The sequence below is a fragment of the Streptomyces sp. NPDC001728 genome (assembly GCF_040297565.1).
Classification (GTDB): domain Bacteria; phylum Actinomycetota; class Actinomycetes; order Streptomycetales; family Streptomycetaceae; genus Streptomyces.
The window spans coordinates 362748-388810 of sequence record NZ_JBEOZK010000002.1 but is presented as its reverse complement, the minus strand read 5'-3'; the positions used below and the strand labels follow the sequence as shown (position 1 = coordinate 388810).

Annotated in this window: 26 protein-coding genes; 12 read left to right on the top strand and 14 right to left on the bottom strand. The window is 72.6% G+C overall.

The window, feature by feature from the left end:
• Positions 1-102 precede the first annotated feature (102 nt).
• A complete protein-coding gene (locus ABT154_RS04670; RefSeq protein ID WP_317875688.1) occupies positions 103-381 on the top strand; it encodes a chaplin in 279 nt (92 codons plus the stop codon).
• 67 nt (positions 382-448) lie between these two features.
• On the opposite strand, the gene ABT154_RS04665 is transcribed toward ABT154_RS04670, so the two are convergent.
• Both ABT154_RS04665 and ABT154_RS04660 read right to left on the bottom strand, forming a co-directional pair.
• On the bottom strand, positions 449-1315 hold the full coding sequence (locus tag ABT154_RS04665) for a tyrosinase family protein (RefSeq protein WP_351852762.1): 867 nt from the start codon (positions 1313-1315) through the stop codon (positions 449-451).
• Complete coding sequence (locus ABT154_RS04660; protein WP_351852760.1) at positions 1299-1712, bottom strand: tyrosinase family oxidase copper chaperone; 414 nt, start codon at positions 1710-1712, stop codon at positions 1299-1301. Before ABT154_RS04660 ends, ABT154_RS04665 begins: the two co-directional genes overlap by 17 nt.
• Positions 1713-1887: 175 nt before the next feature.
• Here ABT154_RS04660 and ABT154_RS04655 point away from each other — a divergent pair, with 175 nt between their 5' ends.
• From ABT154_RS04655 to ABT154_RS04645, 3 genes are read left to right on the top strand one after another with little or no spacing between them, the layout of a single operon-like run.
• Complete coding sequence (locus tag ABT154_RS04655; protein ID WP_351852757.1) at positions 1888-2394, top strand: DUF5949 family protein; 507 nt, start codon at positions 1888-1890, stop codon at positions 2392-2394.
• A gap of 31 nt (positions 2395-2425) precedes the next feature.
• A complete protein-coding gene (locus ABT154_RS04650) occupies positions 2426-3076 on the top strand; it encodes a vitamin K epoxide reductase family protein (protein ID WP_351852755.1) in 651 nt (216 codons plus the stop codon).
• Between the two features lies 1 nt (position 3077).
• On the top strand, positions 3078-4097 hold the full coding sequence (locus ABT154_RS04645; protein WP_351852754.1) for a glycoside hydrolase family 26 protein: 1020 nt from the start codon (positions 3078-3080) through the stop codon (positions 4095-4097).
• A 33-nt stretch (positions 4098-4130) separates the two neighbouring features.
• Here the strand turns inward: ABT154_RS04645 and trhA are convergent, their stop codons facing one another.
• The gene (trhA, locus tag ABT154_RS04640; protein WP_351852752.1) at positions 4131-4832 is read right to left on the bottom strand and encodes a PAQR family membrane homeostasis protein TrhA; all 702 of its coding nucleotides are present in this window, start codon (positions 4830-4832) and stop codon (positions 4131-4133) included.
• A gap of 196 nt (positions 4833-5028) precedes the next feature.
• Between trhA and ABT154_RS04635 the strand changes: the two genes are divergently transcribed.
• Positions 5029-6852: a phosphoenolpyruvate carboxykinase (GTP) gene (locus tag ABT154_RS04635; RefSeq protein WP_351852749.1), complete on the top strand. Its 1824-nt coding sequence runs from the start codon at positions 5029-5031 to the stop codon at positions 6850-6852.
• A gap of 139 nt (positions 6853-6991) precedes the next feature.
• Here ABT154_RS04635 and ABT154_RS04630 read toward each other — a convergent pair whose 3' ends face one another.
• From ABT154_RS04630 to ABT154_RS04610, 5 genes are read right to left on the bottom strand one after another with little or no spacing between them, the layout of a single operon-like run.
• Complete coding sequence (locus ABT154_RS04630; protein WP_351852747.1) at positions 6992-7885, bottom strand: poly-gamma-glutamate hydrolase family protein; 894 nt, start codon at positions 7883-7885, stop codon at positions 6992-6994.
• Between the two features lie 17 nt (positions 7886-7902).
• Positions 7903-8505 (bottom strand): hypothetical protein, encoded by a 603-nt coding sequence (locus ABT154_RS04625; protein ID WP_351852745.1) that lies wholly within the window; start codon positions 8503-8505, stop codon positions 7903-7905.
• Positions 8492-10138 carry a substrate-binding and vWA domain-containing protein gene (locus tag ABT154_RS04620; protein WP_351852743.1) on the bottom strand — a complete coding sequence of 549 codons (1647 nt, stop codon included), beginning with the start codon at positions 10136-10138 and terminating at the stop codon, positions 8492-8494. Before ABT154_RS04620 ends, ABT154_RS04625 begins: the two co-directional genes overlap by 14 nt.
• A complete protein-coding gene (locus ABT154_RS04615) occupies positions 10135-11355 on the bottom strand; it encodes a toxic anion resistance protein (protein ID WP_351852741.1) in 1221 nt (406 codons plus the stop codon). The genes ABT154_RS04620 and ABT154_RS04615 overlap by 4 nt, the downstream gene beginning before the upstream one ends.
• Positions 11352-12482: a hypothetical protein gene (locus ABT154_RS04610; RefSeq protein ID WP_351852739.1), complete on the bottom strand. Its 1131-nt coding sequence runs from the start codon at positions 12480-12482 to the stop codon at positions 11352-11354. The genes ABT154_RS04615 and ABT154_RS04610 overlap by 4 nt, the downstream gene beginning before the upstream one ends.
• Positions 12483-12608: 126 nt before the next feature.
• Here ABT154_RS04610 and ABT154_RS04605 point away from each other — a divergent pair, with 126 nt between their 5' ends.
• Positions 12609-13031, top strand: coding sequence for a hypothetical protein (locus ABT154_RS04605; protein ID WP_351852737.1), 423 nt, complete (start codon positions 12609-12611; stop codon positions 13029-13031).
• 136 nt (positions 13032-13167) lie between these two features.
• Here ABT154_RS04605 and ABT154_RS04600 read toward each other — a convergent pair whose 3' ends face one another.
• Entirely contained in the window at positions 13168-13560 is a 393-nt protein-coding gene (locus ABT154_RS04600; RefSeq protein WP_317875701.1) for an SCO4983 family protein, read from the bottom strand.
• A 112-nt stretch (positions 13561-13672) separates the two neighbouring features.
• Positions 13673-14884 carry a pyridoxal phosphate-dependent aminotransferase gene (locus ABT154_RS04595; RefSeq protein ID WP_351852734.1) on the bottom strand — a complete coding sequence of 404 codons (1212 nt, stop codon included), beginning with the start codon at positions 14882-14884 and terminating at the stop codon, positions 13673-13675.
• A gap of 143 nt (positions 14885-15027) precedes the next feature.
• Between ABT154_RS04595 and ABT154_RS04590 the strand changes: the two genes are divergently transcribed.
• Positions 15028-15537: a hypothetical protein gene (locus ABT154_RS04590; RefSeq protein ID WP_351852731.1), complete on the top strand. Its 510-nt coding sequence runs from the start codon at positions 15028-15030 to the stop codon at positions 15535-15537.
• A gap of 116 nt (positions 15538-15653) precedes the next feature.
• On the top strand, positions 15654-17096 hold the full coding sequence (mptB, locus tag ABT154_RS04585) for a polyprenol phosphomannose-dependent alpha 1,6 mannosyltransferase MptB (protein WP_351852728.1): 1443 nt from the start codon (positions 15654-15656) through the stop codon (positions 17094-17096).
• Positions 17097-17129: 33 nt separating this feature from the next.
• Here mptB and ABT154_RS04580 read toward each other — a convergent pair whose 3' ends face one another.
• Complete coding sequence (locus ABT154_RS04580; protein ID WP_351852726.1) at positions 17130-17978, bottom strand: oxidoreductase; 849 nt, start codon at positions 17976-17978, stop codon at positions 17130-17132.
• A gap of 67 nt (positions 17979-18045) precedes the next feature.
• On the opposite strand from ABT154_RS04580, the gene ABT154_RS04575 reads away from it, so the two are divergent.
• Positions 18046-18807 (top strand): helix-turn-helix transcriptional regulator, encoded by a 762-nt coding sequence (locus ABT154_RS04575; protein WP_351853166.1) that lies wholly within the window; start codon positions 18046-18048, stop codon positions 18805-18807.
• 204 nt (positions 18808-19011) lie between these two features.
• On the opposite strand, the gene ABT154_RS04570 is transcribed toward ABT154_RS04575, so the two are convergent.
• Together ABT154_RS04570 and ABT154_RS04565 are read right to left on the bottom strand one after the other, a co-directional pair.
• A complete protein-coding gene (locus ABT154_RS04570) occupies positions 19012-20616 on the bottom strand; it encodes an N-acyl-D-amino-acid deacylase family protein (RefSeq protein ID WP_351852723.1) in 1605 nt (534 codons plus the stop codon).
• Between the two features lie 20 nt (positions 20617-20636).
• Positions 20637-21923: an alanine racemase gene (locus tag ABT154_RS04565; protein WP_351852721.1), complete on the bottom strand. Its 1287-nt coding sequence runs from the start codon at positions 21921-21923 to the stop codon at positions 20637-20639.
• A gap of 136 nt (positions 21924-22059) precedes the next feature.
• Between ABT154_RS04565 and ABT154_RS04560 the strand changes: the two genes are divergently transcribed.
• Genes ABT154_RS04560 through ABT154_RS04550 form a run of 3 tightly spaced genes read left to right on the top strand, consistent with a single transcriptional unit; the run spans position 22060 to position 24517 of the window.
• Positions 22060-23346, top strand: coding sequence for a PfkB family carbohydrate kinase (locus ABT154_RS04560; RefSeq protein WP_351852719.1), 1287 nt, complete (start codon positions 22060-22062; stop codon positions 23344-23346).
• The gene (locus tag ABT154_RS04555) at positions 23343-24110 is read left to right on the top strand and encodes an IclR family transcriptional regulator (RefSeq protein ID WP_351852716.1); all 768 of its coding nucleotides are present in this window, start codon (positions 23343-23345) and stop codon (positions 24108-24110) included. Before ABT154_RS04560 ends, ABT154_RS04555 begins: the two co-directional genes overlap by 4 nt.
• Positions 24107-24517 (top strand): RidA family protein, encoded by a 411-nt coding sequence (locus tag ABT154_RS04550; protein WP_351852714.1) that lies wholly within the window; start codon positions 24107-24109, stop codon positions 24515-24517. Before ABT154_RS04555 ends, ABT154_RS04550 begins: the two co-directional genes overlap by 4 nt.
• A 55-nt stretch (positions 24518-24572) precedes the next feature.
• On the opposite strand, the gene ABT154_RS04545 is transcribed toward ABT154_RS04550, so the two are convergent.
• Positions 24573-25949 carry a M14 family metallopeptidase gene (locus ABT154_RS04545; protein WP_351852711.1) on the bottom strand — a complete coding sequence of 459 codons (1377 nt, stop codon included), beginning with the start codon at positions 25947-25949 and terminating at the stop codon, positions 24573-24575.
• Between the last annotated feature and the right edge of the window lie 114 nt (positions 25950-26063).

The following is a 26063-nucleotide window of genomic DNA, read 5'->3' as shown; positions in this document are numbered from 1 at the left end:
TCTCTTTCGGCCCAATGCCCGTGACCCGCCCGCCCGCCCGGCGTTGAACGGGTTCGACGGCCGTGATCCCTGCGGTCGCCTTCCACGTCCAAGGAGTTTTTGATGTCTCGCATCGCGAAGGCTGCCGCTGTTCTCGCCGGCACGGGTGCCGTTGCCCTCAGCGGAGCCGGCCTGGCCGTCGCCGACTCGGGCGCCGAGGCCGTCGCCGCTCACTCGCCCGGTGTCGCCTCCGGCAACGTCGTCCAGGTCCCGGTCCACGTCCCGGTCAACCTCTGCGGCAACACCGTCAACGTGATCGGTCTGCTGAACCCGGCCTTCGGCAACACCTGCGTCAACGCCGACGGTGGCCACGACAAGGGTGACGGCGGCTACGGCGGCTGATCCCCCGCATCACACGTGTCCCCCCGGCCCGTCGGGCCGGGGGGACACGTGCGTCCGGAGCCGGACGTCAGGCGTACCGGTAGATCCGGCTGTGGTCGAGCATCGACGCCGGCGTGACCCCGAAGGGCGCCATCGGCTGGTGCCGGGAGACGACCTTGCGGTACTGGGAGTCGCCCGGCGGAGGCGGCTCGGCGGGGAGGTACGCGGCCCCCGGGTTGCGCTGCTGCCACCGCGACCACACCAGGTCGACGAAGGAGTGGTGCAGCCAGAACACCGGGTCGTTCACGGAGCCGCCGCCCAGCATCAGACCGCCCACCCAGCGGTGCACCCGGTTGTGGACGCGGAACCGCTCGTTGCCCCGGCCCGGCGCCCAGCCTTCGAGGCGGTTGCGGAAGCCGGAGGCGCTCGTCGAGTTCCAGGGCGCCGTGTCGTACGCCCGCTCCCGCATCACCTCGTCGAGCTGGGCCGAGGTGGGGAGCGCGATCGGGTCGCGGGGGCGGCCGAAGTCCCTGGTCAGGAAGCGGTCCTCGGTCATCGCCTGGGTGATGTCCCAGCGTCCGGAGGAGTGCGCGAAGGGCCCCGTCATCACCTGGAGGTCGGCGCGCCGGCCGTTGCCGCCGAGGAAGTCCTCGCGCCAGAGGGAGGACGCCGGGGTGTTGTCGCGGGTCCAGTCCCAGTACGGCACGGAGACCGTCGGGTCGAGCCGGCGCAGGGCCGTCTCGAAGTCCAGCAGGAACTTCCGGTGCCAGGGCAGGAAGCTCGGCGTCATATGGGCGACGCGGAGCCGCCCCTCGCCGTCCGAGGTGTAGTAGTCGATGTGGGTGCGGACGAAACGGTCGTACGCGCCGGTGCGTTTCAGCTCCAGGACGGCGGCGACGAACTTGCGCCGCTCGGCGGCCGTCAGATCGCGCTGGTTCTTACGCGTGTACACCACGCGGGCTCCCTCCCGTCGGGTCGGTGTGGACACCGTGGGCGCCGGCGAGCGGGGAGAGCGGGGCCGTACCCAGCTCGTCCACGGCCGCACGGGTGGCGGCCAGCGGTGTCGGACACGACTCGTAGTGGTCGATCGGGGTGACGTAGCCGCCGTCGGCACAGCGCATCAGATGCAGCGGCCGGCCGTCGACGAGGGCCGTCGGTGTGCCCTCGGGGCCGGAGAAGCCGAGGATGCGGCGGCCCCGGTACATCTCGTCGAAGGCGTGGGGGTCGCGGGGACGCTCCGCGCGGTTCCCGGACGGCGGCCGGGACGTGATGCGGCCGAGCGCACCCCCCGTGAAAGCGGTGACGGCCACGGCGAAGAGGGACCGCAGTACGACGCGGCGCGGGACGATCATGGGTGATCTCCTCGGGGTCGGCTGGGGGTTCCCCCGCCGCAGGCAGGGAGAGCCCTCAGGGCACAACGATGAACCCCCGGGTTCGTTGCGGCGGAAATGCCAGCGGCGTGAATGTCGGCCGTTCGAGTGAAAGCGGGGCGGGAAAAGGGCGGTTGGAGCATTAGCATCCGGATTCATGACCACTTCCAACGTCGTTTCCTCGGCGCGCAGCGCCTCTCCGCTGGGAACTCTCACGGTGATTCCGTGGTCCAGCGAGCCCTCCGCCGAATCGGCCGGTACGCCTTTCCTCATGGCGTACTCGCTCGGCGACGGCCGGGACGGGCCGGAGGCCGGTCAGCAGGCCATGCGGGCGGCCCTGGAATCCATGGGCCTGTCCGTCGGCGACCGGCTCTTCGACCTGGGCAGGGACGCCGGGATCAACGCCTCCCTGCTCGTCGAGGGCGGCTCCGCCGTCCTGACCCTGCCCTTCCTCAAGGTGCAGTGCCCGGTGCCCGACGAGTGGCAGAAGGCCGCCCGCGAGGCCGAGCGGGGGGTCTACCTCATCTGCTCCGTGCGGCCCTGGTCCGAGGGCGTCCCCGGGAAGCCCGTCGACGAGGAGCGGCTGCGGGCCTTCGTCTCCGACGAGGAGATGCTCGCGGACAGCGCCCACGTCCTGCTGCCGGTCCGCCGCCTCCAGGGCTGAGGGCGGGAACCGAGCGGGAAGGGAGCGCGGCATGGCGACGGTGAACGTACGCGAAGGGGTACCCGGGCAGCGGCAGGAGGACCGGTCCGTACGGGAGGACAGCGGGCCGGTCGGCGCGAGCCGGGCCTTCGCCTGGATGCTGATGATCACCGGGGCGGCGGGCGTGCTGTCCGGCTGGGTGATCACCATCGACAAGTTCCTCCTGCTGGAGGATCCCGGCTTCCAGCCCGGGTGCAGCCTCAACCCCGTGGTCTCCTGCGGCAACATCATGAAGAGCGAGCAGGCGGCGGTGTTCGGCTTCCCGAACCCGATGCTCGGCCTCGTCACGTACGCCGTCGTCGTCGCCCTCGGGGCCGGGCTGCTCGCCGGCGCCCGCTACCGCGGCTGGCTCTGGCTCGGCCTCAACGCCGGGATGCTCTTCGGCGTCGGCTTCTGCACCTGGCTGATGTACCAGTCGCTGTACGAGATCAACTCGCTCTGCCTCTGGTGCTGCCTGGCCTGGACGGCCACCATCGTCATGTTCTGGTACGTGACCGCGCACAACGTCCGCACCGGGCTGATCCCCGCGCCGGCGGGACTGCGGACCTTCCTCGGCGAGTTCGCCTTCGCCCCGCCCGTCCTGCACATCGGGATCATCGGGATGCTGATCCTGACCCGCTGGTGGGACTTCTGGACCGGCTGACGTGCCCCGCCCCCTCTCCCGGCCGCGGGCCGCACTCACCGTGCTGCTCGCGGCCGTTCTGGTGTTCCTGCTGGTCCCCGACCGGATCGCGCCCGGAGACCGGCACACCGGCGGCGCCAGGACCGAACCGGACCCGCAGCCGCTGCCCGGTGTCCCCTCGGGGTTCTTCACCGGGTCCGACGAGGCCGGGGTGCGCCGGATCGCGGGGGCGCAGGCCTGGCTCGGCGGCGATTCCCTCACTGTCGGGCACACCTATCTGCCGGGTGACCGCTGGTCCAACATCGAGGGCCATCCCGCGCTCTTCGAGCCCTGGGCGCGGTGGAAGCGGGAGCGGCCCGGACGGCTCTTCGTGCTGAACGTGCCGCTGCTCGACCGCAGCGAGGAGGGGCCGGCGGACGCCGAGGTGCGGACGGGGCTGCGAGGCGGCGCGGCGGGCGCCTTCGACCGGCACTTCCGGGTTCTGGGGGAGCGGCTGGTGGAGCACGGCCTCGGGGACGCGGTCCTGGTGCTCGGCTGGGAGATGAACGGCACCACGTACAGCCATCGCTGCGGACCGGACCCGGTGGCCTGGAAGGCGTACTGGCGGCGGGTGGTCGGGGTGCTGCGGGGGGTGCCCGGGCAGCGGTTCCGCTTCGACTTCACGCCGAGCCGGGGGCGGGACGCAGTGGTGTGGCCGCTCTGCTATCCCGGGGACGACGTCGTCGACATCATCGGGATGGACGCGTACGACCAGCCCGCGGGGCTCTCCTTCGAGGAGCAGGTGACGGAGGAGTACGGGCTCGAACACCATGTGCGCTTCGCGGCGGCGCACGGCAAGCCGGTCTCGTACCCGGAGTGGGGGCTGTTCAGGAACGGCGACAACCCGGCGTACGTACGGGGGATGCTCGACTGGTTCGCGGCCCACCGGCCGGCGTACCAGACGGTCACCGACTACTGCCCGCACGGAGTGTGGGGGTGCGGCGACAATCCGGAGTCGGCGCGGGTGCTCAGGAGGGCGCTGGGGCCGCCGGCCGGCCTGTGAGGGCCGGGTCCGCGAGGGCCGGGTCCGCGAGGCTCAGGCGTGCTGGTAGGCGACCAGGGAGATGCCGACGTAGTGGACGATGAACGCGGCCAGGGTCAGCGAGTGGAAGACCTCGTGGAAGCCGAACCAGCGGGGTGAGGGGTTCGGGCGCTTGATGCCGTAGATGACGCCGCCCGCGCTGTAGAGCAGTCCGCCGACGACGACGAGGACCAGGACGGCGATGCCGCCGGTCCGCATGAAGTCCGGGAGGAAGAAGACGGCGGCCCAGCCCATCGCGATGTAGCAGGGCGTGTACAGCCAGCGAGGGGCGCCGACCCAGAACACCCGGAAGGCGATGCCGGCGGTGGCCGCCGCCCAGACCGCCCACATGAGTGGCTTGGCGGTGGAGTCGGGGAGCAGGAGCAGGGTGAGCGGGGTGTAGGTGCCCGCGATGATCAGGAAGATGTTGGCGTGGTCGAGGCGCCGGAGCACGGCCTCGCCGCGCGGGCCCCAGTTGCCGCGGTGGTACAGCGCGCTGATGCCGAAGAGCAGGCAGGCGGTCAGTACGTAGATCCCGCAGGCGATACGGGCGCGCGGCGAGTCGGAGAGGGCGACGAGGACGAGGCCCGCGACGATCACGGCGGGGAACATGCCCGCGTGCAGCCAGCCTCTGAGCCGGGGTTTCGGCGGGAGCGACGCGGTTTCATCGACCGGGGGCTGCGCGATCGGGGTCACTTCCGGCGTGGCTGCAGTCATGGAAACGAATCGTACCTACGCCCCCGTAGGTCGTGGATATGAGTGGCGATGCTCACGTGTGCACCCCCCTGGACATATGGGCGTTTCCGTCGGATGATCAAATGAGTGCGGTCGGCACCGGATGAGCAGCTACGAAGCGTCCGGGTCGCGGCCCCCACGGGGCACACACCAAAAAACCCCTCTACAAGGAGCAATCGTGGCGCGCGACAACGCGGCTCCCCAGACCCTTCCGACCCAGCACCAGGGCCTCGTCTCCTGGGTGAACGAGATCGCCGAGATCACCCAGCCGGACAGCATCGTCTGGTGCGACGGTTCCGAGGCCGAGTACGAGCGCCTGTGCGAGGAGCTCGTCGCCAAGGGCACCTTCAAGAAGCTCGACCCGGCCAAGCGCCCCAACTCGTACTACGCCGCCTCCGACCCGTCCGACGTCGCGCGCGTCGAGGACCGGACCTTCATCTGCTCCGAGAAGGAGGAGGACGCGGGCCCGACCAACCACTGGAAGGCCCCGGCCGAGATGAAGGAGCTCTTCGCGGGGGAGAAGGGCATCTTCCGCGGCTCCATGCGCGGCCGCACCATGTACGTCGTGCCCTTCTGCATGGGCCCGGTCGGCTCCCCGCTCTCCGCCATCGGCGTCGAGATCACCGACTCCGCGTACGTCGCCGTCTCCATGCGCACCATGACCCGCATGGGACAGGCCGTCCTCGACGAGCTCGGCACCGACGGCTTCTTCGTCAAGGCCGTCCACACCCTCGGCGCCCCGCTGGCCGAGGGCGAGGCCGACGTGCCGTGGCCCTGCAACACCACCAAGTACATCTCGCACTTCCCCGAGAGCCGCGAGATCTGGTCGTACGGCTCCGGCTACGGCGGCAACGCCCTGCTCGGCAAGAAGTGCTACGCGCTCCGCATCGCCTCCGTCATGGCCCGTGACGAGGGCTGGCTCGCCGAGCACATGCTGATCCTCAAGCTGACCCCGCCGGAGGGTGAGGCGAAGTACGTCGCCGCCGCCTTCCCGTCGGCCTGTGGCAAGACGAACCTGGCCATGCTGGAGCCCACGATCTCCGGCTGGACCGTCGAGACCATCGGCGACGACATCGCCTGGATGCGCTTCGGCGAGGACGGCCGCCTCTACGCGATCAACCCCGAGGCCGGCTTCTTCGGCGTCGCGCCCGGCACCGGCGAGCACACCAACGCCAACGCCATGAAGACCATGTGGGGCAACTCCGTCTTCACCAACGTCGCCCTCACGGACGACGGCGACGTGTGGTGGGAGGGGATGACCGAGACGGCCCCCGCGCACCTCACGGACTGGAAGGGCAACGACTGGACGCCCGCGTCCGACACGCCCGCCGCGCACCCCAACGCCCGCTTCACCGTGCCGGCCGGGCAGTGCCCGATCATCGCGCCGGAGTGGGAGGACCCGAAGGGCGTGCCGATCTCGGCGATCCTCTTCGGTGGCCGCCGCGCCTCCGCCGTCCCGCTGGTCACCGAGTCCTTCGACTGGAACCACGGTGTCTTCCTCGGCGCGAACGTCGCCTCCGAGAAGACCGCCGCCGCCGAGGGCAAGGTCGGCGAGCTGCGCCGCGACCCCTTCGCCATGCTGCCGTTCTGCGGCTACAACATGGGCGACTACATGGCCCACTGGGTCAAGGTGGGCGCTCAGGCGGACGCCGCGAAGCTGCCGAAGATCTACTACGTGAACTGGTTCCGCAAGAACGACGCGGGCAAGTTCGTCTGGCCCGGCTTCGGCGAGAACAGCCGCGTCCTGAAGTGGATCGTCGAGCGCCTCGACGGCAAGGCCGAGGGCGTCGAGACCCCGATCGGCATCCTGCCGACCGCCGAGTCCCTCGACACCGACGGCCTGGACCTGCCGGCCGAGGACCTGGAGTTCCTCCTCAAGGTGGACCGTGACGTGTGGCGCGAAGAGGCCGCCCTCGTCCCCGACCACCTGAACACCTTCGGCGACCACACGCCGAAGGAGCTGTGGGACCAGTACCGCGCGCTCGTCGAGCGCCTGGGCTGATCCCGCACCACGCACTCGTGGTGGGTTGCCCCGACATTCCGCCCTGACCAGTGGGGTCACGACGGCCCACCACGACGCATCCGGCCCCCGGAGCCCCCTCAGGCTCCGGGGGCCGGCGCATGTCCGCCGGCGTCTCCGGTCACAGGACCGGCTGGCCGGCCTCCACGGTCGTGATCGCCCGGCGGCAGGCGTCGCGGAACTTCACGAACTCGCCGTTCCAGGTGCTCGCCCGGCCGCCACGGCTGTCGGGGTCCGTGAAGAGGCTCTTGCGCAGCTCGGTGGTGAGCTCCAGCTGACCGCCCTTGGCGAGCATCGTCCGGTTGCACGGGTTGGCGGGGTGGTCGCCGTTGAACTCGGTGAGCCGGGACGCCCACGCGGGGGCCAGCGAGTCGATGGCGGGGAAGCCGGCGGCGTTCAGCTCCTTCACCAGTTCCTGCCGGAGGGTGGCGTTGAGCCCGCCGACGACCGCGACCCGGCGGTCACCGGCCGGCGGGTAGGAGGTGGTGGGCAGCGCCAGCTGGTCGAAGGTGCAGCCGTGCAGGCTGAGCACGTTGAGATGGCTCGCCGCCGTCGACACGGCGACGTGGTCGTCGCAGTTCTTCGAGGTGACGTGCAGCGCCTTGTTGCCGGAGGACAGCAGCCCCTCGAACATCCAGTAGTCGTGCACGCCCGGGAGGACCGGGGCGCCCGCGGGGTCGCTCGGGCTGTAGCCGGCGATCCCCAGACAGAGTTCGCTGGTGCCGATCTCGATGCCGCCGCCGTGCAGCGCGAGGATCGCGGTGCGCCGGACGGGGGCGACGGTGGTCATCGAGGTGTCGAACTGCTCGTGGCGCCGGGACCGGCGGCTGAACGTGGTGCCCTCCTGGCCTGCCAGTTCCTGGTAGAGCGCGGTGTTGGAGGGGTACTCGACGTCTGCCGCGTAGGCGGGGGCGGCGGTGGCGAGCTGGGCGAGGAGCGGGCCGCCCGCCGTGGCCGCCGCCGCCAGGGCGGTGAGGACGGTACGGCGGGACGCGAAACGATCCGGAGATGTCATGTGCGGAACATAATGGATCAGTTGCCCCGCTCCTCCACGTACCGCGTATGGATCTCCTGCCGGATCGCCTCCGCGTCCCTGAGGGCGCCGGCGATGGCCGTCGCCTCCTCGTGGAGTGCGGCCAGCTGGCGTTCGAGGTGGCTCTCCGGCGCCTCGGTACCCGGATGGAACCGGGACCACCACCGGGTCCGTACGAAGGTGTCGACGGCCTCCGGCACGTCCTGCCGCACCGCGCGGGCCAGCACGTGCAGATGGTCCGGGTCGCTCACCCAGCCCGGTTCGAGCAGTGCCTCGACGAGGGACTCGAAGGAGTCGAGGCGCTCGCGGGTGGCGGGCGGCAGCTCGACCTCCGCCAGATACGTCCGCAGGGTCGCGAAGTCCGCCCGCAGCGCCTCCAGCTGCTCGCCCGCGCCCGGGAAGTGCGGGGTGTCAGGACGCTCGGGCGGGGCGATCAGCGCCCCCGCCGCGTAGAGGCCCGCGACCACCAGCGGCCAGAGGGAGCCGGCGGCCCCGGTGAGGGTGATGCCGACGCCGGCCAGACCGCAGACGCTGCCGGTCAGGTTCTTGCGGGACTCGGCGTAGCGGACCAGCCGCACGAAGAACCCCCTACTGGTAGCCACGGATCTCCTCGAAGGCCCCGTCCAGCGAACCCTTGGTGGCGTCGAAGAGCTTTCCGCCGGTCAGACCCGCGATGTGGTCGAGCTCGCCCCGGTCGGAGTCCCCGAAGAGGATCGGGAAGACCGGGGTGTGCTTCTGCCCGGCCGGCAGGGAACCGTAGAAGGTGTCGAATGCGGCGGCCGGATCGCCGTCGGTGTTCTCCCCGTCCGTCATCAGCACGACGGAGGTGAAGGTGTCGGCCGGGCTCTTCCCCAGGAAGCGGTACGCCTCCTGGAGGCTGGAGTAGACCGCGGTGCCGCCGGAGGCCGTGAGCTTCCGGGCGTCGGACCTGATCGCGTCGAGCGCCGCCCGCGGCGAGGCCGGGTCGACCGTGTGGGTCCGCACCTCGCCCTGCTTCACCGCGGAGCCGAACGGCATCAGCGTGACCTCCTCCCGGTCCCGGAAGTCCTCCGTCAGCTCGACCAGGGCCGTCTTCAGCCGCTCCAGCCGCTCGCCGCGCATGGAACCGGAGGTGTCCAGCACGTACACCGTCCGCGAAGGCCTGCGCAGGGTGTTGTCGTACGCGTCGAGCAGCCCGTCCGCCACCTTCCGGCTGCCGGGGAAGGGCAGTTCGCGCCGCTGGTCCTCGGCCAGCCGCGCGGACGGCGCGACCCCGACGACCACCGGCCGCCGCAGCGTCGTGTCGGTGATCCGCCGCTGGGCCTCCGGGGTGCGCAGATACGTGGTGAGCTTCCCGGCCGCCGCCTTCGCGTCCGGGCGGGCCGAGGTCAGCAGGGTGAGCGGGTAGTCGGCGGTCACGACACCGTCGGACGGCCGGATCACGGTCAGCTTCCCGGGCGCCGAGAGCAGCACCGACTCGTAGTTGACCAGCGCGTCGACATCGGTGCGGCGGGCGTACGCGGTGGCCAGCCAGCCGGAGGAGCCCGAGGTCAGCTTCTGGCCCGCGAAGAACTCCTTCAGCCGGGGGGTGGCCGCGGTGACGTCCTTCTCGGTCAGCGCCGACTGGGCACCGGAGAGGCCCGAGGCCACCGAGACGAGCGCGGAGAAACCGGAGTTGGAGCGCTTCGGGTCGGTCATGCCGTACGTCAGCCTCCCGGCCGCGACCGCCTGGTGCAGCTGCGACCAGGTGACCTTCGCCGGGTCCCAGCCGAGCCGGGCCACCGCCTCGGGCCGTACGCCGAGGGCCACCGGCGAGGTCATGATCGGCGTCTCGCCGGTGATCCGCCGGGCGGTGTCCGGGCGGAGCCGCAGATAGTCGTTGGAGGAGAGCCAGATCGCGTCGTACGACTTCTCCGCCGCGCCGGACGTGATCTGCTCGACGGCGTCCAGGGTGCCGGCGTAGGTGGGCCGGACGGTCACGCCGGTCGCCTTGCGGGCGTCTTCGAGGACCGGGGCCATGTCCGCCAGCTCGGAGGAGGCGAGGACCCGCAGCGTGCCGGGGACGAACGCCTGGTCCGGCCCGTCGGTCCGGCCGCCGCTCGACCCTCCGACGCTGTTGCCGACGGTGCCGCACGCGCTGCCGGTGGCGGTGACGAGCAGGGCGAGGGCGATCCCGGCGAGGAGCCGGGGGAGGGCGCGGGTGCGGGTCTTCCCGGGGGTGCGGGTCGGGGTCGTCTCGGGGGCGTGGGTCCTCATGCGGGGCCGCCGCCTTCCAGTGCGCTGTCGCGGCGGCTGCGGGCCAGATGGGCGCTCGCCTCCTGGAGTTCGGCGGACAGCGACTCGACCGTCGCCGCCATCGACTCCGTCGCCCGCACCTTGTACGTGTCGATGGCGTCGAGCGTCCGGTAGATCTGCTGGAAGGCGGTGCGGAGCGTCTCCGCGCCCACCGCCGGGTTCGCCGCCAGCATCTGGATCTCGCCGGCCTGCTGGGAGATCATCTCGGCGTTGCCGAGGATCAGCCGCTCGGTCGTCGAGCGCAGTTCGGTCACCTGCTCGGTGACCTTCCGCTGGTTCTCCAGCGCGGAGGCCAGCATCACCGCGATCCGCAGCGCCGAGAGGGTCGTCGTCGCCGCCCGGTCCACACCCTTGATCAGTTCGTCGTTGTTCCGGCGGACCACGTCCATCGCCAGGTACCCCTGGGCGCAGACGGCGAGCTGGGTCAGCAGGTCCTGGTGCTTCTGCCGGACCGGGAAGAGGACATCGGCGCGGAGGGCGTCCGCCTGGCCCGGGTCGGGCGTGGCGGCGATGCGCTGCTCCACGGCCGCGTCGAGGGCGTCGGTGAGCACCGCGTACTCCTGGAGCTTGCCCATGGTCTCCCAGAGGCGGGCCCGCTCTGTCAGCAACGCGGCGTTGTCGCGGCTCAGTTCGTCCTGTCCGCTGCGCAGGGAACCGACGATCCGGTTCAGAGTGGTCTGCGAGGAGGCGTACTTGGCGACGTGATCGCGCAGCTTGTTGCCGCCGGGCAGCTTCGAGAGGAAGCCCTTGAGCCCCTTGCCCGGGGTGTCCCGGGGGTCCAGGTCCTCGACCGTGCGCCGGAGTTCGACCAGGGAGGAGCCGACGCGGGCCTGGGCGTCGCCGCCGGAGGCGCCGGAGCCGAGCGAGCGGACCGTACGGTCGAGCATGCGGTTCGACTGCTGCGCGGCGGTGCGCATCTCGCCCGCGCCGAGCGCGGCGATCTCGCTGATCCGTCCTGCGAACTCGGGGGAGCGCGGGTCGAGTCCGGACAGCGAGCCGACGTACTCGCCGGCCCGCCGGGTCATCTCCGTACGGGTCGCCTCGTCCAGCGGCACCAGGCCGGAGGCCTGCTCGGCGCGGACGACGGGGACCGGCTCGGGCGGGGTGAGGACGAGCGGGGTGTCGTGCTCGGGCGGGGTCAGGGCCATCGTTCTTCTCGGATCCTCGGGCGTGCTCATGCGGTGTCCCCCTGGTCGCGGGCCCGCAGGGCCATCTCGTGCAGCACCTTGCTGGTGGGCACGGGCGCCTGGCGGACTCCGGTCAGCGTCTGGTTGAGGTAGGCGGTGTGGCCCTCGGTGGCGGCGGTGAACTCGCTCGCCGTGCCCTGCGGCCGGAAGCCGTGACGGACCGCGAGCCCGCGCAGCTCGGGGTCGTCGGAGAGGAGCCGGCCGAGGGCCCGGCCGTTCTCCGTGAGCGGGACGAGCGTGTGGTCGCTGTTGACCGTGGTGTCCGGGTAGAGGACGACGAGGTCGCCCATCGGCTGGCCGGCGAGCAGCTGGGCGGCGACCTGGGACTCGTAGACGAGGACGAGCGGGTTGCCGACGCCGCTCACGAAGTCCCGGAAGGGGGCGTCGGAGCTGGACTGCTGGGCGCCCTGCACCTGGACCAGCTTGCGCAGCAGCGGGGCCGTGCGGGTGACCGCGGCCTTGTCGCCCGCGACCCGTCCGCCGTCGGCGACATAGCTCGCGGCGGCGAGGTAGAGGGCGCCGGAGCTGGAGGCGACCGGATCGGTGGAGGTGATGAAGAGGGTGCCGCTCAGCTCGGCGTGCCCGGCGGAGCCCTTGAGCTGCTGCCAGCTCCGGTCGGCGCGGGCCGCCGCGAGGTAGGCGTCCATCTTCAGGATGCCGCTCGTGCCGCGCGGGCCGAGGGTCGCCAGGCCGTTGCCGGCGAGGACCCGGGCGGCGGCGCTGTGCGCGACGACGACGAGCGGCGAGTAGAAGGGACGGAGCGGGGCGGTCGCCGCCTTGTCCTTGGTCTTCGCCTTCGCGCGGAGTTCGTCGGCCGGTCCCTTGGAGGACGGGAAGGCGAAGTCGTAGCCGTCGAGGGGCAGTTCCTCCATGTCCCAGGACCCGGAGGTCTCGGTGCCCACGGTGAAGCCCTTCGCGGCCAGGGCCTTCACCACCTGTGGATCGGCGAAGAACTCGGCCTTCTCCGATCCGATGACTCCTCGCACGGTCTTCGTTGCCGTGCCCGTGTCCTTCTCGCCGCCCGTCACGAGGACGGCGGCCACGCCGCCCAGGAGCAGGACGGCCAGGACGATTCCCAGGATGCGTCTCACGCGGGCAGCGTGCTTGCGGAAACCCACATTCCAGGGGGAGTTGGGTGTACGGGGGGTGAAGGAGCGATCCCGGTACCGAACCGGAGGGAGGTGCCCCGGTAAGGACGCCGGGAGGGCGGTAGCGCGGGCCCCCGTCGAGGGGGAGGGGGCGGAATGTCGCGCTGGGCGATCGTCGTGCTGGTGGTCGTGGGTTCGCTGGTGGTGCTGGTGCCGCTCGGGGGCATCGTCGCGTTCATCTACGTGATGGGGGAGAACCACAAGAACATGAGGTTCCCGTCCGACGACGTGACGGTGGCGCGGTGCGCCCTGGATCCGGCCGCCGGGCGGCCGGTGGCGGAGCTTTCGGTGACCAGCCGGGCGGCCCGCGAGGGCACGTTCAGGGTGACGGTGGAGTTCCAGGGCGAGCGGGAGAAGGCCGTCGGCCAGGGCGTGGGGGTCGTCCGGGACCTCGCGGTCGGGGCGACCGGGCGGGCGACGGTCGTGGGCGCGCGGGCGTACGAGGGGAGCTCGGTGCGGTGCCTGGTCTACGACGCCGTGTTCGCGTCGACCGAACCGGTGGCGACCGCGATGCCCTGAGGGGCTGGGTGGCGCCTCGGGGGACCTCAAGGGATGGGTGACGCCTCAGGGGTGGGACGTGCCTCAGGGGCGGGTGACGCCGCAGGAGGTGGGTGGCGCCCGGTCCGCGCGGTTCGTGACGCGCGGACCGGGGCCGTCAGGGGGCGCCGACCAGGGTCTCCCCGGTCAGCGCCGCGGTGTGCGCGTCCATGCGCCCGGCGGCGAGGATCGCGGCGGTCGTGTCGGCCCGCGAGGCGGCGACGACCAGGGCGCGGCCCGCGAGGGCGTGCGCCCTGCGGTGCAGGTCCGGTGCGGACGAGCCGCTCAGACCCGCGTGCCGCGCGGGCGGTGCGCCGCGCAGCCGTGCCACCTGCCGGGCGATGAGCTCGCCGGCCTCCGTGTCGCCCAGCTCGTCGGTGACGGCGAGCAGTGCGGCGAGGTGTCCGGCGAGCTGGATGTCCAGCTCCTCCTCGCGGGAGCGGTGCGGATAAGCGGCCTGGGTGTCGTCGGCCATCCGGTGGACCGACTTGGTGCGGATCGGTTCGTACATGGGACGGCCTCCTGAGTGCTCGGGAGCCATCCTAGCTTAGATTCAGTCTAAAGTTGAGCGGAGTCCGGCCCGGGGTCCGGCCCGGAGTCCGGCCCGGAGTCCGGTGGCGTTCTCAGGGCTGGCTGTAGCCGTCCAGGAAGCGGCCGATCCGGGTCACCGCGTCCGCGAGGTCCGCCGCCGCCGGCAGCGTGACGATCCGGAAGTGATCGGGCTCGTGCCAGTTGAAGCCCGTCCCGTGCACCACCATGATCTTCTCGGCCCGCAGCAGGTCGAGGACCATCTGCCGGTCGTCCTTGATCTTGTAGACGTTCGGGTCGAGCCGCGGGAACAGGTACAGCGCGCCCTTCGGCTTCACACACGTCACGCCCGGGATCTGGGTCAGCAGCTCGTACGCCGTGTCCCGCTGCTCGAGGAGCCGCCCGCCCGGCAGCACCAGGTCCTCGATCGACTGACGACCCTGGAGCGCGGCGGCCACCGCGTGCTGCGCCGGCATGTTCGCGCAGAGGCGCATGTTGGCGAGGATCGTGAGGCCCTCGATGTACGAGGTCGCGTGGTGCTTCGGGCCGCAGACCGCGAGCCAGCCGGAGCGGAAACCGGCCACCCGGTAGTTCTTGCTCATCCCGTTGAACGTGAGGACGAGCAGGTCGGGCGCGACGGCCGCGGTCGGGGTGTGCGTGGCGCCGTCGTACAGGATCTTGTCGTAGATCTCGTCCGAGCAGACCACCAGGTTGTGACGCCGGGCGATCTCCGTCAGGGAGCGCAGCATCTCGTCGTCGTAGACGGCGCCCGTCGGGTTGTTCGGGTTGATGATCACGATCGCCTTGGTGCGGTCGGTGATCTTCCGCTCGATGTCGGCGAGGTCCGGCATCCAGTCCGCCTGCTCGTCGCAGCGGTAGTGCACGGCCGTACCGCCCGCGAGGGAGACCGAGGCCGTCCACAGCGGGTAGTCCGGGGCCGGGACGAGGACCTCGTCACCGTCGTCGAGCAGCGCCTGCATCGCCATCTGGATCAGCTCGGAGACGCCGTTGCCGAGGTAGATGTCCTCGACGGAGAGCGGGATGCCCTTGGTCTCGTAGTGGCTCATCACCGCGCGGCGGGCCGCGAGCAGCCCCTTCGCGTCGCCGTAGCCGTGCGCCTCGGAGAGGTTCCGCAGGACGTCCTCGAGGATGGCGGGCGGGCACTCGAAGCCGAAGGCGGCCGGGTTGCCCGTGTTGAGCTTGAGGATGCGATGACCCGCGGCCTCAAGCCGCATCGCCTCTTCGAGCACCGGACCCCGGATTTCGTAACAGACGTTGGCGAGCTTCGTGGACTGGATCACCTGCATGCCGAGAGCTTACGGCCGGGCGGGCCGGGCCGCCTCGTGTTTTGGGCCACGTGGGACACCGCGCGGGACGGGGAGGGCGGGGCGGCTCTCCCGGTGTGACCCGTGTCGCGGCGATCGTGTCGTGCTCCCTACAATCCGGGCCTATGAGCCATCCGGACCCCGGAGCCGCCGCCCCCCGCCGGGGCCGCCGCCGTCACGCCCCCGCACGCCGGGGTCCGGGGCCGGTGTGGCTGGTGGCCGCCGGGGGTGTCGTGGTGCTCGGGCTGACCGCCGCGGTGCTCGGCACGGGCGGCGGTACGGGGGCGGGCGATACGTCCGGGACCCCGGGCGGCGACGGCGCGCGGAACGGTCCGCCCGCACTGATCCAGGCCGACCCCACCGCCGGGGACCCCGGCACCTCGCGCGCCCCCTCGCCGCGGGCCACGGGGGCCGGGCGGGACGGGGACGGCGTACGGAAGGGCGGTCCGGGGTCCTCCGCCACGGCGGGCGGTCGGCCGACGCCGACGACGGCCGGTGCGGCCGGGGCCGGGGACATCGATCCGGAGGCCGTACCGACGGCTTCGGACGCCCCCACCGCCGGGGCCGGTACGGGCACGGGCGACCGCTCGGGCAAGCCGGGGCGGGGGCGGGGCGCGGGCAAGGGCCCGAAGTAGCACCGCGCGGCGGGGGCAGGGGGCTCGGCGGCGGGAGGCCCGGGCAAGCGGCTGCGGCGGCGGCCCGGGAGCGCTGCGGCGGGAGGCGTCGGCGGGCCGGGATAGGTTGGGCCCCCATGTGGGTTCTCAGTGCCTCCGGATGCCGGTGGCTGGGTCTGGCCGGGTCGTTCGGCGTCGCCGCGGGCGGCTGGGCCGCCGGCACGCTGCCGGTGCGCGGCGGCGGGGGGCTGTGGCAGCCGCGCGGCTCCGCGCTCACCACCGCGGGCGCCGTCCTCGCGTACCTCGGTCTGGCCCTGCTCGTCGCCGCCTGGTGGCGGTACGGCGTCCTGCTCGCCCGGGGCGTACGCGACGGGGTGCTCACCACCCTCGTCTGCTGGACCGCGCCGCTGCTGTTCGCCCCGCCGCTGCACAGCGCCGACGTCTACAGCTACATCGCGCAGGGCGCCATGGTCCTCGAAGGGCACGACGTGTACGGCGGCGGGCCCTCCGTCCTCGGCCCCGACGGGCCGGGGGCCGACGCCGCCGCGTCCGTCGGCGGCCACTGGACGGACACACCCGCGCCGTACGGGCCCGCGTTCCTCGTCCTGGCCCAGCTGGTGGTCAAGCTGACCGGCGGCGAGATCGTTCCCGCCGTGCTCGGGATGCGGCTCCTCGCGGTGGGCGCGCTCGCGCTGATCGTCTGGGCAGTACGGGGGCTCGGCGGCGGGCCCGGCGGCCGTGACGGGGCGCTGTGGCTGGCCGCGCTCAACCCGCTGCTGCTGGTCCATGTCGTCGGCGGCATGCACAACGACGGTCTGATGGCCGGGCTCATGCTGGCGGGCGTGCTGCTCGCGGTGCGCGGGCGCTGGGTCCTCGGGTGCGTCCTCGTCGGCCTGGCGATGATGGTCAAGTCGCCGGCGGCGGTGGCGCTGCTCTTCATCGGCGTGATGATCGCGCGCCGGGACGGGGGCGTACGGGGTCTTGCCAAGGGCCTCGTCCTGCCGGGACTCGTCGCGGGCGCGGTGGCCGCGGGCGCGACCGTGCTGGCCGGGACCGGGTTCGGCTGGCTGCGGACGCAGAGCGTCGCCGCGACGATCCACACGGCGCTGTCCCTCAGCAGCGACCTCGGGCTCGGTCTCGGGGTGCTCCTCGGGGACGACCCCGACCCCGTGAAGGGGGTCGTGCAGAAGCTCGGACTGCTCGTCGCCTTCGGGGTCGTCCTGGCGCTCGCGTGGCGGTCGTGGCGGGGGGCGCTCGACCCGGTCCTCGGCCTCGGGTTCGCACTCGTCGCGCTGGTGGCGCTCTCGCCGATGGTGCAGCCCTGGTACCTGCTGTGGGGGACGGTCGTGGTCGCGGCGGCGGCGTGGCGGAGCCGGGCCGGACAGCTGCTGGCGGTGCTCTCGGCGGCCCTCGTCTGGGAGACGGCACCGTCGGGACACACACCCTGGTACGGCTTCGTGCTGGCGGGGCTGGTGCTGGTGCTGGGCGTGGTGTGGATGCGGCGGAACCCCTGGGGCGGGCCCGGGGAGGCGGCGGGGGCCGACGCGGTGGAGGCCTCGGACCGGGTGGGCGCCCGGTAGGGGGCCGGCGTGCTGACGTCCGGAGCCGGCCCGTCAGCCCCGCAGGTCGTGCAGATCCTCGTCACTGAGACGGAGGTCGTTCGCCGCGAGGTTCTCCTCCAGGTGTGCGAGAGAACCGGTGCCCGGAATCGCCAGCACCGTCGGCGAGGTCGCCAGCAGCGAGGCGATCGCGACCTGCGCTGTGGTCGCGCCCAGGCGTGCCGCGACCTCGGCGAGCCGTTCGGCGTCGAGCGGGCCGCTGCCGACTCCGCCGCCGAGCGGGAAGTACGGCACGTACGCGATGCCCGCTTCCTCGCACTCCGCCAGCAGCCCCATGTCACCGGTGTGCCGGTTCTGCACCGCCGCGACGGGCGCGATCGCCCGGGCCTCGGCGAGCTGGGCGGCATCGACGTTACTGACGCCCAGGTGCCGGATCAGCCCCTTCGCGCGGAGCCCGGCCAGGACCTCGAACCGCTCGGCGATCGACTCGCCACCCGGCCCGGTCATCCCGCCGACCCGCAGATGGACCAGGTCGAGCCGGTCGAGACCCAGACGGCGCAGATCGGCCTCGACCAGGCCGCGCAGCTGATCAGCCGTCGCCTGCCCGCTGGGCACACCGTTCGGTCCGGGCAGCGGCCCCACCTTCGTCGCGATCACCAGGTCGTCACGGTAGGGGGTCAGCGCCGTACGGATCAGCTCGTTGGCCCACACCGCGTCCCTGCCGTAGAAGCCGGCCGTGTCGATGTGGTTCACGCCCAGCTCCACGGCCAGGCGGAGCACCGCGACGCCCGTCTCGGGATCTCGCGCCGGACCGGCGAAGGTGCCCATCGCCAGGCGCATCGCGCCGAAGCCGAGCCGATTGACCGTCAGCTCTCCGCCGAGGGAGAAGGTCTTGATCGTCATGACGCTCATGGTGTCCGCCGGCACGACGCCCGGCGAGCCCGTGACAGCTTGCTGCCAGACTGACGGAATGCGGAACGAAGAGGTGTTCTCCGTGCGAGGAGACGCGGAGTTGATCGCGCGCGCGGGTCATCTCCTCGCGTCCGCGCGGACCGAGTTCCTGTGCGCCGCCAGGGATCTCAAGACCTGGTCGCAACCGGAGGCCAGGGCCGCGGTCCGGAATCGGGTGCGCGCGGCGGACCCCGCGGGCTTCACCCCTCGCAAGCTGCTCAGCCCGACGGCGCTCGTCGACGAGGAGGCCCGCGCGCACCTGCGGCTGGTGCGGAGCAGGGGCGCGCTCGTCCGGATCAGCCGTTCGCCGCTGCCGCACGAGACCATCCTCATCGACCGGCGGGTGATGATCCTCGCGGGCCTGGAGACCCCCACCGGCCGCGAGTACACCGTGACGACGTCGCAGATCCTGGTCGACGGCGTTCGCTCGCTGTTCCGGGCCACCTGGGACGCCGCCGTCGATCTCGAAACCTATCTCAGCTGCGATGTCCCGCACCTCGATGCCGACGGCCGCATGATCCTCGAAGCGCTCGGCTCGGGCCTCACCGACGAATCGGCGGCCAGACGGCTCGGCATCTCACTGCGCACCTACCGGCGGCGTGTGGCCGAGCTGATGGCCACACTGGAGGCCGGCTCCCGCTTCCAGGCCGGGCTGCGTGCGGGCGAGCTGGGCCTACCCCGCTGGAACGATGGTGATCGCGGCCCTTCGGCGGACGGCCCGCCCGGGCACCCCGGACCACAGAGCCCACCGTCACGCCGACCCCCGAAGGGCGACCACTAGGGCTCGGATCATGCCGGGCTCGCGGGCCCCAGGGCCTGTCGTCAGACTCCCGCCTGCCCCACGACGCCTGGCACGCGCTCTCGCCGCACCGGGCGAAAGCCCGAGTACGGTCCAGTACGAGGACTTCCGCCCGGCACGCCGAGAGCACGCGCCAGACGCCGCGGGGCCGCCCTTCGGGCGACGACGGGAGTCTGACGACAGGCCCTAAGCGCCGCCCCTCCGGTTCGAGCGCAGCGACCTCCCCGGCAGCGCGTCCGTGCGTCTGCCGTCCTCGATCACGAAGCGGCCGTCGACCAGCACGTGCGGGATGCCCGTCGGCAGCGTCCGGGGCGACGCGTACGTCGATCCCGCCGCCACCGTCTCCGGGTCGAAGAGGACCAGGTCCGCCACGTACCCCTCACGGATCCTGCCCCGGTCGGACAGGCGCAGCCGGGCCGCCGGGCGGCCCGTCAGCCGGGCCACGCACTCCTCAAGGGACAGCACGCCCAGCTCGCGCACGTACCGGCCCAGGAAGCGGGGAAACGTCCCGTACGCGCGCGGGTGCGGCTTCGTGCCCTGGAGGATGCCGTCCGAGCCGCCCGTGTGCACCCGGTGCCGCATGATCGCCCGGACGTTCTCCTCGTGCCCCACGTGCTGGAGGATCGTCGTGCCGAGCCGGTCTTCGAGCAGCAGGCGCCGGGCTGTGGCCCAGCCGTCCACCCGGCGGCCCACGTACTCCGCGAGCCCCGGCGCGGACACCCCCGAGACCTCGATCGTGTCCCAGTCCACCGGCACCCCGTGGCAGCCGTCCGAGCCGAGGACCTCCAGGTGGTGGCGGATCCGCTCGGCCGTCCCCTCGTCCCGGAGCCGCGCGAGCACCGCCTCCGGCCCGCCCTCGCTCGCCCAGCCGGGCAGCAGCGCGACCAGGGTCGTACAGCCGGGGGTGTACGGGTAGGTGTCCAGGCTGATGTCCGCGCCCGCGCCGAGGGCCTCGTCGAGGAGGGCGAGGAGTTCGGGGGCCCGGCCCTCGTTCACGCCGAAGTTCATGGTGGCGTGGGCGAGGTGGAGGGCGCAGCCCGCCTCCCGGGTGAGCGCGATCATCTCCCCGTACGCCTCAAGGGCCCCCGCGCCGTACGAGCGGTGGTGGGGGCAGTAGTAGCCGCCGTACTCCGCCACCACCCGGCAGAGTTCCGTCAGCTCGGCGTCCTTCGCGTACATCCCCGGGGTGTACGTCAGCCCGGAGGACATGCCGAAGGCGCCCTGTTCGAGGCCCTCCGCGACGAGCCGCCGCATCCGGTCCAGTTCGTGTCCCGTCGCGGGCCGGTCCTCCCAGCCGACCGCGTACATCCGGACCGTCCCCTGGGGGACGAGGTACGCGGCGTTGACGGCGATGCCCCGGCCGCCGTGGGCGCGGTCCAGACGGTCGAGGTACTCCCCCACCGTCCGCCAGTCGAAGTCGATGTCGTCGCCGTACCCGTTCCAGCCGGTGATCGCCCTGCGCACCTGGGCGAGCGTGCGGTCGTCGACCGGCGCGTACGACAGCCCGTCCTGGCCGAGGACTTCGAGGGTCACGCCCTGCGCGGCCTTCGCGCTGTGGTCCGGGTCCCGGAGCAGCGCGAGGTCGCTGTGGGCGTGCATGTCGATGAAACCGGGGGAGAGGGCGAGGCCCTCGGCGTCCACGATCCGCCGGGCCGTGGGGCGCAGACAGCCCGCCGCCGCGCCCTCCTTCACGATCGCGGCGATCCGGCCGCCCTCGATCGCCACGTCGGCGCGGTAGGAGGGGGCGCCGGTGCCGTCGACGACCTCCGCGTCACGGAAGACGAGATCCATGGGGGTTCCCTCCGGACGTCCTAGAAGAAGGTGCGGACGTAGTCGACCACCGTGCCGTCCGCCTCGACCAGCGGGATCAGCTGCCACTTGTCGAAGATCGTGCAGGGGTGCGACAGGCCCATCCCCACCCAGTCGCCGACCTCCAGGTCCGCGCCCGCCTCGGTGCCGAGCCAGGCGTGCTGGTCGGAGAGGCCCGTCACGGTGATGCCCTCCGCGGCGCGGATCTCACCCGTGCGCGCGTCACGGACCACGTGCGCCTCGGGAAGGTGCAGGTCATGTGCGGCGTCCCGCTTGCCCGCGTTGGTGAAGGCCTGTGCCGGGGTCGGGCGGGAGACCACCTGCGACCACAGCCGGAACGCCGGCTCCAGGGCGCCCTCCTCCGGGACCCGGTTGAAGGGGGTGCGGGCGCGGTACTGGCCGTCGTCGTGCGAGACGTACGCGCCGGAGCGCAGCAGCTTCAGGACGGGGAGGGAGAGCCCGGGGATCTCCGCGAAGACCTCGGCGACCGTGTCGAACCACTCGCTGCCGCCCGCGCTCACCACGATCTCGCCGATGGCGGGGTCGAAGCGGCCGGCCTTGTCGAAGTCGGCCGCGAGCCCGACGAGCCGGTGCAGCCAGTCTCGCACCGAGCCGGCGTCGGCGCCGGGCATCGTGCCCTCGTACCCGGCGACGCCGACCAGCCGCAGGGCGGTGGTGGCCGCGACCGCGTCGGCGACGGCCGCGCACTCCGCCTCCGTCCGTACGCCCGTGCGCCCGGCCGAACCGGCGGCCAGCTCGACGACCACGTCCACCGGGCGGGACGCTCCCGCCGCGCGCAGGGCCTCGTCCATCAGCTCGACGCCGCGGACGGAGTCGACGTAACAGATCAGCCGGAAGGCGGGGTCGGCGTCCAGCTCGGCGGCGATCCAGCGCAGGGCGACCGGGTCGACGACCTCGTTGGCGAGGAAGATCCGGGCGATGCCGTGCGCCCGGTAGACACGGGCCTGGTGGGGGACGGCGGCGGTGATGCCCCAGGCGCCGTGCGCGAGCTGGCGGTCGAAGAGCTGCGGGGCCATGGACGTCTTGCCGTGCGGGGCGAAGGCGAGGCCGTGGCGCTCGGCGTACGTCTCCAGGAGGCGCAGGTTGTGCTCGACGGACTCGGCGGAGAGCGCGAGGACGGGGGTGGTGAAACCGCCGGTGAAGAGGTTGCGGCGCTGGGCGGCCAGCTCGCCGACGGTGAGGCCCTCGGCGTCCGGGGGCAGCGCCTTGAAGCGGTGGTCGACCCGCTCGTTCGCCGGGTCGGGCGTGTTCTGCACCGGGTCGGGCATGAGGCCTCCTCATCGTGGGCGTTGCGATATGTGCAACGCTCATTGCGCATTGTGCTCACGGTTGTCTAACATCCGGGCCGAGGCCGGGTCAATGGATCCGGTCGACGGAGCCGTACGACCCGCAGGGAGCCCGAGAGTGAGCGGAGACGCGCCCGCGGACGCGGCGGCCCCGGACGTCGTCTGCCTCGGCGAGTCCATGGTCACCTTCCTTCCCACCCGGCCGGGCCGCCTCGCCGACGTCCCCTCCTTCACCCGCGCGATCGGCGGCGCCGAGTCCAATGTCGCCTGCGCGCTGGCCGCCGCCGGGCACCGGGTCCGCTGGGTCGGCCGCGTCGGGCGCGACGGCTTCGGCGACCACCTCGTGGAGACGATCGCGGGGTACGGGGTCGACGTCGGCGCCGTCGGTCGCGATCCGCACCGGCCGACCGGTGTCTACTTCCGCACCGACGAGGACCGGGCGACCGACGCGCACGAGGTCGTCTACTACCGGGCCGGGTCGGCGGCCTCGGCGATGTCGCCGACGACGGTGCCGCACGACTCCGTCGGGGGCGCGCGGATCCTCCACCTCACCGGCATCACGGCCGCGCTGTCCGCCGACTGCCTGGCGCTGATGCGGGAGCTGACCGCGCCGCGGCCGGGCCGACCGCTGGTCTCGTTCGACGTCAACCACCGGCCGGCGCTGTGGCGGGACGGGAGCGCGGCCGAGGTGCTGCTCGAACTCGCCCGGCGGGCGGACGTGGTGTTCGTGGGGGCGGACGAGGCGGAGAGGTTGTGGGGGGCGGGGGATCCGGCCGCGATACGGGGGGTGCTGGGGGAGCCGGCGGTGCTGGTCGTGAAGCGGGGCGGGGAGGGGGCGGTGGCGTTCGAGCGCGGCGCGGCTCCTTTCCCCACGCCTCCCCCTACGCCTGGCGGCGTGGCGGGACCCCCGCTTTCCGAACCGGGGGCAAGCGCCCAGGCCCCCGGACGGCCTGCGGCCGTGCCCTCAAACGCCGGGCGGGCTGAAGTTCAGCCCGGCCGGCGTCGGCGCGGGGTCCGGGGCGGAGCCCCGGTTCGGGAAGGGGCGGGGCGGGGAACAGCCCCGCGCAGCGGCCCCACGCCCAGCGCCCCCGCCCCCGACGGCCCCTGCCCCGACATCGTCACCCCCACCCCCGCCCCCCAGGTCACCATCGTCTCCCCCGTCGGTGCCGGCGACGCCTTCGCCGCAGGGTTCCTCTCCGCCACCCTCCGCGGTCTCGGCATGACCGCCCGGCTCCGGCACGGGCACCTCATGGCCGCCGCCGCCCTCACCGCCCCCGGCGACCTCGCGCCGCCGCCCCGCCGAGAGCGCGCCGACCGGCTGGCCGCGCTCGACGACGCCGCCTGGGGCACACTTCACCTCGGCCCCGGCTGGACCGGGGACGACCAGGAGGTACGTACGCCATGAGCCAGACCGTCGACCGGGCGCTCAGCATCCTGCCGCTGCTCGCGCAGGGCCCCGCGGACCTGGGGCAGGTCGCCGAGCGGCTCGGCGTCCACAAGTCCACGGCGCTGCGGCTGCTGCGCACCCTCCACGAGCACGGTCTCGTCCACCGGCAGCAGGACCAGCGCTACCGCCTCGGCGCCCGCCTCTTCGCCCTGGCGCAGGAGGCCGTCGAGAACCTCGACATCCGCGAGATCGCGCACCCGTACCTGACGGCCCTCAACGAGCGGATCGGGCACACCGTGCACCTCGCCGTGTACGAGGAGGGCGAGGTGCTCTACATCGACAAGGTGGAGAGCCGCTACCCGGTCCGCATGTACTCGCGCATCGGCAAGCCCGTCGCGATCACGGTCGCGGCCGTGGCCAAACTGCTCCTCGCCGACCTGCCGGAGCCCGAGCGCCGCGCCGTCGCGGCGAAGCTCGACTACCCCCCGTACACACCCCGTTCGACACCGAACGCCGCCGCCTTCCTCAAGGAGCTGGCGACCGTACGCGAACAGGGCTGGGCCACCGACCTCGGCGGCCACGAGGAGTCCATCAACTGCGTGGGCGCCCCCGTCCGCGGCGCCGACGGGCGCGTCGTCGCCGCGATGTCGGTCTCGGCGCCCAATGTGGTCGTCACGGCCGAGGAACTCCTCACCCTCCTCCCGCAGGTGCGCCGCACCGCGGACGACATCAGCCGGGAGTACTCCGGCACCGCCCCGACCAAGGCCAAGGACACGGAATGACCGAGAAGACCGCGCTCACCCCCGCCACGCACACCGCGCCCCCGGCGAAGTTCTCGCACGGCGTGCGGAAGGGCGACATCCTCCAGGTGGCCGGCCAGGTCGGCTTCCTGCCCGCAGCCGAGGGGCAGGCGCCGACGGTCGCGGGCCCGACGCTGCGCGAGCAGACCCTCCAGACCTTCGCCAACGTCAAGGCGATCCTGGAGGAGGGCGGCGCGAGCTGGGACGACGTGATGATGATGCGCGTCTACCTCACGGACGTGGACCACTTCGCCGAGATGAACGCGATCTACAACGAGTACTTCGAGAACCAGTCCCTCAAGGCCCCGGCCTCGGCCCGCACCACGGTCTACGTCGGCCTCCCGGCCGGCCTCCTGATCGAGATCGACGCGCTGGCGGTGCTGGGCTGACGCGACGGGAGGTGCCCCGGCCGCCGGGCCGGGGCACCTCCGCGCGAACGGTCCGTCAGGCCGCGCAGTACTGCGCCTGCTTGCCGATCGAGCGGTACATGCAGTCCGCGTTCTCCAGGAGCTGGAGGACCGCTTCGCGGTTGCGGCTCGTCTCGCGTTCGATGACCTCGTCCGGAGGGTAGAAGCCGCCGCCCGACGACGAGGACGGGTACATCTCGAAGGTGTACGCGAAGATCTTCTGCGTACCCCAGAGGTAGTCGTCGATCGATCCGTCCGTGATGTAGAGGTCGCTGGACTGCTCGGGCGTGTAGCCGTTGCTCGCGGCCATCTGGCCGCCGACGGTCGCGAAGGCGTCCCGGTCGTCCTGGGTCATGCCGGTGGTGGTGTTCGCCGTCGTCCAGCCGAACGGCCAGAGCACCAGCTCGCTGTACGTGTGGAAGTCGATGGCCGCGGTGATCTGCTGCTTCCCGCCGATCACCCGCGAGCGCGCGAAGTCCGCGACGACCTTCACCTCGGGGGCGGAGGCGGGCGCCGCCCCGCGGTAGGTCTCCGAGCTCGTGGAGCCCGAGGAGCCGCCGCAGCAGCCCCACTTGAAGTCCCAGTTCCGGTTCAGGTCCGTACCGACGTACGAGGAGCCGGAGTTGGGCTGGCGGTTCTTGCGCCAGCTGCGGTAGGAGCCGCTCGCGATGTCGTACTCGCCGCCGTCCGGGTTGAGGTCCGGGACGATCCAGATCTCGCGGCCGTTCACCGCGTTGGTGATCCTCGGGTCGGTGCCGTAGCCCGCGCCGAGCTCACGGATCAGGTAGAGCGCCATCTCGACGGTGAGGTGCTCGCGCGCGTGCTGGTGGTGGGTGAAGAGGACCTCGGGCTCGTTCTCGTCGGTGGCGACGTTGTCGCTGATCTTGATCGCGACGATGTCCCGGCCCTGGTACGACTTCCCGATGACCTGCTTGCGCATGAGGGACGGGTGGGCGGCGACGCGCTGGTCGATCTCCGCGCTCGCCTCCGCGTAGTTGTGGTACTTCGCGTCGGCCGACGGGAAGTCGAGCGGACCCAGCGCCGACCGGGCCGCCGTGCCCCGGTCCGGCGGTGCGGGGAGAGCGGTGGTGGCGTAGCCCAGCGCCTTGAGCCGCTTCAGCTGCTCGGCGTTCGCGCTGACCACCACCGAGCGGGCGTCGACCTCGTCGATCGAGACGCCGGTGGCGGCCAGCGCGGTGCGGGCGGCCGGGGTGGCGGGGCCGGCCACCTCGTACTGCCGGATCACCTCCTCGGCGCCCGGGGCGCCGGAACCGGCTGTGGTGCTGCGGGCGGCGGTCGGTGCCGGGTCGGCCCCGGCGGGGGTGGTCGCGAGGGCGGAGAGGGGCGCCGCGAGGGCGAGCGCCACGAGGGCCGCGAGGGTGGCGGACCTTCTGCCGCGGATGGGACGTCGCATGCTGTCTCCTGGGTGGGGAGTGTGGGGGTGTGCGACAAACTCGTGCGGGTGTCCGGGGCACATGGTGGAGCTGTGTCATGGCCCGGTCAAGATGAGGAGTTCGGCCATACTGTC

Coding starts and splice junctions, on each gene's coding strand:
- ABT154_RS04650 (WP_351852755.1), top strand. CDS start 2,426: ATGGCGACGGTGAACGTACGCGAAGGGGTACCCGGGCAGCGGCAGGAG.
- ABT154_RS04590 (WP_351852731.1), top strand. CDS start 15,028: ATGAGCCATCCGGACCCCGGAGCCGCCGCCCCCCGCCGGGGCCGCCGC.
- ABT154_RS04595 (WP_351852734.1), bottom strand. CDS start 14,884: ATGCAGGTGATCCAGTCCACGAAGCTCGCCAACGTCTGTTACGAAATC.
- ABT154_RS04565 (WP_351852721.1), bottom strand. CDS start 21,923: ATGCCCGACCCGGTGCAGAACACGCCCGACCCGGCGAACGAGCGGGTC.
- ABT154_RS04580 (WP_351852726.1), bottom strand. CDS start 17,978: ATGACGATCAAGACCTTCTCCCTCGGCGGAGAGCTGACGGTCAATCGG.
- ABT154_RS04620 (WP_351852743.1), bottom strand. CDS start 10,138: ATGAGGACCCACGCCCCCGAGACGACCCCGACCCGCACCCCCGGGAAG.
- ABT154_RS04570 (WP_351852723.1), bottom strand. CDS start 20,616: ATGGATCTCGTCTTCCGTGACGCGGAGGTCGTCGACGGCACCGGCGCC.
- ABT154_RS04575 (WP_351853166.1), top strand. CDS start 18,046: ATGCGGAACGAAGAGGTGTTCTCCGTGCGAGGAGACGCGGAGTTGATC.
- trhA (WP_351852752.1), bottom strand. CDS start 4,832: ATGACTGCAGCCACGCCGGAAGTGACCCCGATCGCGCAGCCCCCGGTC.
- ABT154_RS04545 (WP_351852711.1), bottom strand. CDS start 25,949: ATGCGACGTCCCATCCGCGGCAGAAGGTCCGCCACCCTCGCGGCCCTC.
- ABT154_RS04670 (WP_317875688.1), top strand. CDS start 103: ATGTCTCGCATCGCGAAGGCTGCCGCTGTTCTCGCCGGCACGGGTGCC.
- mptB (WP_351852728.1), top strand. CDS start 15,654: ATGTGGGTTCTCAGTGCCTCCGGATGCCGGTGGCTGGGTCTGGCCGGG.
- ABT154_RS04660 (WP_351852760.1), bottom strand. CDS start 1,712: ATGATCGTCCCGCGCCGCGTCGTACTGCGGTCCCTCTTCGCCGTGGCC.
- ABT154_RS04615 (WP_351852741.1), bottom strand. CDS start 11,355: ATGAGCACGCCCGAGGATCCGAGAAGAACGATGGCCCTGACCCCGCCC.
- ABT154_RS04630 (WP_351852747.1), bottom strand. CDS start 7,885: ATGACATCTCCGGATCGTTTCGCGTCCCGCCGTACCGTCCTCACCGCC.
- ABT154_RS04655 (WP_351852757.1), top strand. CDS start 1,888: ATGACCACTTCCAACGTCGTTTCCTCGGCGCGCAGCGCCTCTCCGCTG.
- ABT154_RS04555 (WP_351852716.1), top strand. CDS start 23,343: ATGAGCCAGACCGTCGACCGGGCGCTCAGCATCCTGCCGCTGCTCGCG.
- ABT154_RS04600 (WP_317875701.1), bottom strand. CDS start 13,560: ATGTACGAACCGATCCGCACCAAGTCGGTCCACCGGATGGCCGACGAC.
- ABT154_RS04550 (WP_351852714.1), top strand. CDS start 24,107: ATGACCGAGAAGACCGCGCTCACCCCCGCCACGCACACCGCGCCCCCG.
- ABT154_RS04605 (WP_351852737.1), top strand. CDS start 12,609: ATGTCGCGCTGGGCGATCGTCGTGCTGGTGGTCGTGGGTTCGCTGGTG.